Source organism: Burkholderia sp. Se-20378, from assembly GCF_017104665.1.
Classification (GTDB): Bacteria; Pseudomonadota; Gammaproteobacteria; order Burkholderiales; family Burkholderiaceae; genus Burkholderia; species Burkholderia lata.
Genome location: NZ_JAAGPG010000424.1, coordinates 1 through 7425, shown reverse-complemented (window position 1 = coordinate 7425; position 7425 = coordinate 1). Strand labels below are relative to the sequence as shown.

The window sequence follows — 7425 nt, the reverse complement described above, 5'->3', positions numbered from 1 at the left end:
GCGCACCCCACGCGCGCACTGCATCGGCCGAGGATCGTGCCACGACAACTTATCGCCCGGTGGCGCGCTCGCGCGCCGGACCATCGACAAGAACAGGGAGGGCCGGCTATGAGGCTGGACGACGAAAGGGAAAGCACGAACGTCGAGGATCGACGCGGCGCCGGCGGGTTCGGCGGTGGGCGCGGCGCGACGATCGGCATCGGCACGATCGTGGTTGCGTTCGCCGCGTCGTATTTCTTCGGGATCGACCCGCGCGTGATACTCGAAGGCGCATCGGCGCTGCAGGGCCGCCAGCAGCAGGCGCAGCCCGCGCCGGGCCAGCGGCAGGGTGCGGCGGCGAACGAACCGGGCGCGGTGTTCACGCGCAAGGTACTCGGCAATATCGAGCGCACGTGGACGGGCATTTTCTCGACCCAGTTGCATGCGCAATACCAGCCGCCGACGCTCGTGATGTTCACGAACTCGACGCCGACCGCATGCGGCACGGGCCAGACGGCGATGGGGCCGTTCTACTGCCCGGGCGACCGCAAGGTTTATATCGATCTCGGTTTCTACGACGAATTGCGCAAGCGCTTCGGCGCGGGCGGCGATTTCGCGCAGGCTTACGTGATCGCGCACGAAGTCGGCCATCACGTGCAGAACCTGCTCGGCATTTCCGACAAGGTCGATGCCGCGCGCCGGCGAGCGAGCCAGGCGCACTCGAACGCACTGTCGGTGCGGATGGAACTGCAGGCCGACTGCTTCGCCGGCGTGTGGGCGAACAACGCGCAGCGTGCGAACCAGCGGCTGATGGAACCCGGCGATTTCGAGCAGGGGCTGAAGGCGGCCGCTGCGATCGGCGACGACCGGCTGCAGCAGCAAGGGCAGGGCTACGTGGTGCCGGAAAGCTTCACGCACGGCACCAGCGACCAGCGCGTGTACTGGCTGAAGCGCGGGATGGAATCGGGCGAGCTGAGCGCCTGCGACACGTTCGCCGCGAACGCACGCTGAAAGCGGCGCGACCCGTCGCGCGCCTACCTCGTCCCGGTCGAACCCGCCATGCCGGCCGGGCCGGGACGATTTGCCGATTTGTGCTCACCGGCGCTTTTCGGCGCCGGTAGGCTGGCCCGAACTTCGATCTTCGATGCGTTCGCTCGCCAGCCGATCCCACCATGCCGACCCCATCCGTTCCCGCCGATCCGGCCGCCGCCGACTGGTCACGTGCACTGCGCGCGTGCGTGGACGCGTTCGACGCGTTTGCGAGCCCGTCCGCGATCGTGTTCTACCGGCTCGACCAGAGCGGCGAACCGGCCGATTTCGAGCTGTTCGGGATGCCGGAATCGATGCATCGCACCTATGTCGCGCGCTACCGGATGCTCGACCCGCTGCATCCGTCGCGCTGCGCGGCAGGCGAACGCGCGGTCGTCACGCTCGCGTCCCAATTGCCTGACGAAAGACGCGACGCATCCGCGTACTGGACCCGTTTCCTGCGACGGCACGACGTGGCCGACGTCGTCGAGATCTGGCTGCGCGACGCGGGCCGGACGGTCGGTGCGTTCTCGTTGCTGCGCTTCGGGGCGGGTGAAACGCGCGACGGTGCGGCCGGCAACAGCAGGGCCGGGCGGTTCGCGCCCGGCGAGATCGATGCGCTCGCGCGGCTGCAGCCCGTGGCCGAAGCCGCGCTGAGCCCGCTGCTGCGTGTGCGGAGCGGGATCCACCGGATCGGCTGCGAGGAGCGGCTGACCTACCGCGAGGAGCAGGTCGCGCGCCTCGTGCGCGACGGCCTTTCGAACAAGGAGATCGCCCGCGATCTCGCGCTCGGCCAGCCGACCGTCAAGACGCACTTGATGCGCATGTACCGCAAGCTCGGCGTGTCGAACCGCACGGAACTGGTCGGGGCGCTGTTCCTGTAATTCGTCGGATAATTGCGGTCCGGAATTCGAACCTTCGCGATCGCCGATTCATGAATACCAAAGCGCTGCTGGCCGTGCTGCTCGTGTTGCTGGGGGCCTCCGCGGCCTCGACGGCGTTCGCGCAAGAGAGTGAACCCGATCCTTGCCTCGTGTTGCAACCGACCCGGGTTGCGCCGGACGACGTCGGTGAGGCCGGTGACCATGCTGGTGGCGGGTGGCTCGGGCTGATACCGGTCGGGAACCGCTGGAAGCTCGCGCCGGCAAGCGTCCGGTTCGAACCATCGGAACCGGGCGGCGACATCGTCGACATCCAGTCAAACCTCGGAAAAGCCGTGGCGCTGTTCCGTTGCAAGTCGCTCAGGTCGGGCAAGGTCGACGCGGCGAACCTGACGTTCCCGAAAAACGGAAAGGCGATCGAACCGGGCGCCGGCCCGCTGCGCTTCGGTTTTCACGGCCGCCGGTACGCACTGCGCCACACGGTATCCGGTGCGGTGATTGCCGAAGGCGACGGCAAGCGGTCGGTCCTGCATGACTTTGGCGGCAGCTCGCCGCCGTTCAGCGCATCGCTGGTCTGGGCGGGCGACCTCGATCGCGACGGTCGACTGGACTTCCTGATGGAATTCGAAAGCGACCTCGGCGCCAGCTTTTGCCTGTTTACATCCGGGAGTGCGAAGGAAAACGAACTGGTTGCGCCGGCGGGCTGCATGAGCGTCAGCGGCTGACCGGCGTCGCTCCCGGGCCGGCCGTTCGCGTCGACCGCCAGCCCTCCCGCGCGGTTCGAACCCGCCCCCCAGCGCCCACGCGCTGCCAATTTGCGCTCACCGGGCGCGAACCCTCGTCGATACAGTGGAACGACGCCCGCGTGCCCGTGCGCATGCGGTCCAGCCACGACAATCATCGAGACGCCCATGAGCACCACGAATTTCGTCGCCGTCAGCGACACCGTGCGCACCTTCGTTGCGCGCGACTTCGGCCTCTTCATCGACGGTGAAATGCAGCCCGCACACGCGGCCGCGCGGCTCGACGTGTACGACCCCGCGACGGGCGAGCGGCTTGCGACGGTCGCGGACGCCGACGAACGCGACGTCGACCGCGCGGTCGCCAGCGCGAAGCACGCATTCGACACCCGTGTGTGGAGCGGCCTGCGCCCGGCCGACCGCGAACGCATCCTGCTGAAACTGGCCGACCTGATCGAGCGCGACGCCGAAACGCTCGCGCAGCTCGAAACGCTGAACCAGGGCAAGTCGATTCACGTGTCGCGCGCGATCGAGGTCGGCGCGAGCGTCGAATACGTGCGCTACATGGCCGGCTGGGCGACCAAGATCACCGGCCAGACGCTCGACGTGTCGATCCCGTTCCCGCCCGGCGCACGCTATACGGCCTATACGCGCAAGGAGCCGGTCGGCGTGGTCGCCGCGATCGTGCCGTGGAATTTCCCGTTGATGATCGCCGTGTGGAAGCTGATTCCCGCGCTCGCGGCCGGCTGCACGATGGTGCTGAAGCCGTCGCCGGAAACGCCGCTCACCGCGCTGCGCCTGGCCGAACTCGCGCTCGAAGCCGGCGTGCCGCCCGGCGTGTTCAACGTCGTCACCGGCGGCCGCGTGTGCGGCGCCGCGCTCGCGAGCCACCCGTCGATCGCGAAGATCTCGTTCACGGGCTCGACCGCGACCGGCAAGCTGGTCGGCGCGGCAGCCGTGCAGAACATGACGCGCTTCTCGCTGGAGCTCGGCGGCAAGAACCCGATCGTGATGCTCGACGACATCGACGTTTCACAGGCGCTCGACGGCGTTGCCGCCGGCGCGTTCTTCAACCAGGGGCAGGTGTGCGCGGCCGCGTCGCGCATCTATGTGCACCGCAGCAAGTTCGCGCAGCTCGCCGACGGTCTTGCGGGCGTCGCGCAGTCGATGAAGCTCGGCGCAGGTCTCGACACGACCGCGCAGATCAACCCGCTGGTCTCCGCGCACCATCGCGACAAGGTCGTCCAGCACATCGAAGGCGCGCGCCGCGCGGGCCTGACGTTCCTCGCGGGCGGCACGCCGGCCGACGACCTGCCCGGCTACTACGTGAAGCCGGCCGTGATCGCCGATCCGCATCCGGACAGCGCGATAGTGCGCGACGAAGTGTTCGGCCCGGTGATCGTCGTCGTGCCGTTCGACGATGCGGCCGACGCGGTGCGCCTCGCGAACGCGTCGCCGTACGGCCTCGCCGCGAGCATCTGGAGCAACGACCTGAAACGCGTGATGAACCTCGTGCCGCAGATCGAGGCCGGCACCGTGTGGGTGAACTGCCATATCCCGCTCGACCCGTCGATGCCGTTCGGCGGCTACAAGCAATCGGGCATCGGCCGCGAATTCGGCCAGTACGCGATCGAAGGCTTCACCGAAACCAAATCCGTCTGCATCGCGCACTGACGCGCGGCATGACCCCCGAATCCGGAACCCGAACGACTCCGGTACAAACGATCCGACAGTGGAGACTGCAATGAGCTACAACGAAGCGAAATTCTGGCATCCGATGGTGCACCCGAACGAGATGAAGCAGCGCAAGCCGATCCGCATCGTGCGCGGCGACGGCTGCTATGTATTCGATGAAGAGGGGCGCAAGCTCGTCGACGGCGTCGCGGGCCTGTGGAACGTGAACGTCGGCCACAACCGCCAGGAAGTGAAGGACGCGATCGTGCGCCAGCTCGACGAGCTCGAATACTTCCAGCTGTTCGACGGCATTTCGCATCCGCGCGCGGAAGAGCTGTCGAAGAAGGTGATCGACCTGCTCGAACCGGAAGGCATGCGCCGCGTGCTGTTCAGCTCGGGCGGCTCCGATTCGATCGAGACTGCGCTGAAGATCGCGCGCCAGTACTGGAAGGTGCGCGGCCAGGCCGACCGCACCAAGTTCATCTCGCTGAAGCAGGGCTATCACGGCACGCACTTCGGCGGTGCGTCGGTGAATGGCAACACGGTGTTCCGCCGCAACTACGAGCCGAACCTGCCGGGCTGCTTCCACGTCGAGACGCCGTGGCTGTACCGCAACCCGTTCACGCAGGATCCGGAGGAACTCGGCCGGATCTGCGCGGAAATGCTGGAGCGCGAGATCCAGTTCCAGAGCCCCGACACGGTGGCCGCGTTCATCGCGGAGCCGATCCAGGGTGCGGGCGGCGTGATCGTGCCGCCGGCCAACTACTGGCCGCTCGTGCGCGAGGTGTGCGACCGTTACGGCGTGCTGCTGATCGCCGACGAAGTCGTCACGGGCTTCGGCCGCAGCGGCAGCATGTTCGGCAGCCGCGGCTGGGGCGTGCGCCCGGACATCATGTGTCTCGCGAAGGGGATTTCGTCGGGCTACGTGCCGCTCGGTGCGACGGTCGTGAACGCGCGGATCGAGGACGCGTTCGCGGCGAACGCCGATTTCGGCGGCGCGATCATGCACGGCTACACGTATGCGGGCCACCCGGTCGCCTGCGCGGCCGCGATCGCGAGCCTCGACATCGTCGTGAAGGAAGACCTGCCGGCGAACGCGGCGAAGCAGGGCGCGTATCTGCTCGAAGCGCTGAAGCCGTTCGCGGAACGCTTCGCGGCGGTCGGCGAGGTGCGCGGCAAGGGGCTGATGCTCGCGCTCGACCTCGTCGCGAACAAGGACACGCGCGAGCCGATCGACCCGCTGTCCGGCTATGCGAACGCGGTCGCGGAAGTCGCGCGCGAAAACGGCGTGATGGTGCGCCCGGTCGGCACGAAGATCATCCTGTCGCCGCCGCTCGTGATCCAGCGCGAGCAGCTCGACCGGATCGTCGACGCGCTCGCGGCGGGCTTCGAGGCCGTGCCGTTCGCGTGATGGCGTGATCGCGTGACGGCATGCCGGCGGCGGGCAGCGCGGCTGCCGCCGGTTTGCCGATTTGCGCTATGACCGGATTATTTTGCCTGCGTATTTTTTCGACATCGGATCAAGGTGTGATCGACAAGGGGGCCCGGGTATCGAAGCGCTGAAGCGCCGCCCCGGACCGACCGCATAGCCATGGAACCCCGGCCGCCGACAAAGCGGCGGCCAGGGTCGACACAGGAAGGAGACAAGGATGTCGGGATGGTCTGGAGTTACCGGCGCAGCGGGCGATACGCCCGCCGGCACGCCGGCTGAAGCGGGTGGCGGCACGGCGCTGAAGGCGGGTGCGGTCGGCTTTCCGACCGCGCTGGCGAGCGCCGTCGGCCTCATCATGGCAAGCCCGGTGATCCTCACCGCGACGTCGGGCTTCGGAATGGGCGGCTGGGCGTTCGCGGTCGCGATGATCATCGCGTTCGTGATGATGCAGGCGCAGGCGACGACCTTCTCCGAAGCCGCCGCGATGCTGCCGACGGCCGGCTCGGTTTACGATTACCTGTCGTGCGGGCTCGGCCGCTTCTGGGCGATCACCGGCACGATCTCCGCGTATTTCCTCGTGCACGTGTTCGCCGGCACGGCGGAAACGATCCTGAGCGGCATCATGGCGCTCGTCAATTTCGAATCGCTGAATGCCGCGTTCGAGAAGCACAACAGCTCGTGGCTCGTCGGCGTCGGCCTCGTCGTCACGTTCGCGATCACCAACATCATCGGCATCAAGGTGTTCAGCAAGCTCGAGATCGTGCTGACGGCCGGCATGTGGCTGTCGCTGATGATCTTCGGGATTCTCGGGCTCGCGGCCGCGCCGGCCGTGCATCTCGACGGCTGGTTCGGCGGCTCGGAGGTCGGCACGTCGATTCCGGCCGTGCTGTCGCTGGTCGGGATGGCGATGTTCATGTTCGTCGGCTGCGAGTTCGTCACGCCGCTCGCGCCGGAAATGAAGTCGCCGGGCAAGACGATTCCGCGCGCGATGGCGCTCGGCCTCGTCGGCGTCGCGATCTGCATGTTCCTGTACGGCGCTGCGATCCGCCGCCAGGTCGCGAACGTGCCGGTGAGCCCCGATGGCCTCACGCACCTGCTCGACACGCCGGGCGCGATTCCCGCGTTCGCGCTGCAGGTGCTCGGGCCCTTCGGCCGCATCTGGTTCGGCATCGCGTTCCTGTGCGCAGGCGCCGCGACGATCAACACGCTGATGGCCGGGCTGCCGCGCATCCTGTACGGGATGGCGATCGACGGGGCGCTGCCGCGCTGCTTCGCATACCTGCATCCGCGCTTCAAGACGCCGGTGGTCGGCATCGTCGCGGCGGCGATCGTGCCGATCTTCCACGCGTGGCTGATCAACGGCAATCTCGACAGCATCCTGCACCTCGTGCTCGCCGCGACCTGTGCGTGGGGCACCGCATACCTGCTCGTCACCGCGTCGGTCGTGATGCTGCGGATTCGTCGTCCGGACCTGCCGCGCCCGTACCGTTCGCCGCTGTTCCCGCTACCGCAGATCGTATCGAGCGTCGGCATCGTCCTGGCAATCTGGTACATCACGCCGCCGGGCATGAACGCGCGCGACATCTACGTGCCGTTCGGCGCGATGCTCGGGCTCACCGCGCAGCACTTCCTCGACCGGCACCGGCTTGAACGGGTGCCGGCGCTGCACGACGATCGTCCAGAACAGTGA

5 protein-coding genes and 1 pseudogene are annotated in these 7425 nt (G+C 67.7%); all 6 read left to right on the top strand.

Features of this window, described 5'->3' with window-relative positions; genetic code table 11:
- The first annotated feature begins 108 nt into the window (after positions 1-108).
- Positions 109-990, top strand: coding sequence for a neutral zinc metallopeptidase (locus tag G3N93_RS30150; protein WP_174937144.1), 882 nt, complete (start codon positions 109-111; stop codon positions 988-990).
- A 161-nt stretch (positions 991-1151) separates the two neighbouring features.
- Positions 1152-1892 carry a LuxR C-terminal-related transcriptional regulator gene (locus tag G3N93_RS30145; protein WP_206124223.1) on the top strand — a complete coding sequence of 247 codons (741 nt, stop codon included), beginning with the start codon at positions 1152-1154 and terminating at the stop codon, positions 1890-1892.
- Positions 1893-1942: 50 nt separating this feature from the next.
- Complete coding sequence (locus G3N93_RS30140) at positions 1943-2614, top strand: hypothetical protein (protein ID WP_206134587.1); 672 nt, start codon at positions 1943-1945, stop codon at positions 2612-2614.
- 186 nt (positions 2615-2800) lie between these two features.
- On the top strand, positions 2801-4303 hold the full coding sequence (locus G3N93_RS30135) for an aldehyde dehydrogenase family protein (protein WP_206134586.1): 1503 nt from the start codon (positions 2801-2803) through the stop codon (positions 4301-4303).
- Positions 4304-4373: 70 nt separating this feature from the next.
- Positions 4374-5714, top strand: a complete 1341-nt coding sequence (locus G3N93_RS30130) for an aspartate aminotransferase family protein (RefSeq protein WP_174947441.1) — start codon at positions 4374-4376, stop codon at positions 5712-5714.
- Positions 5715-5952: 238 nt separating this feature from the next.
- Positions 5953-7368 (top strand): annotated as a pseudogene (locus G3N93_RS30125) (APC family permease); the annotation flags it as partial.
- Positions 7369-7425: the final 57 nt, after the last annotated feature.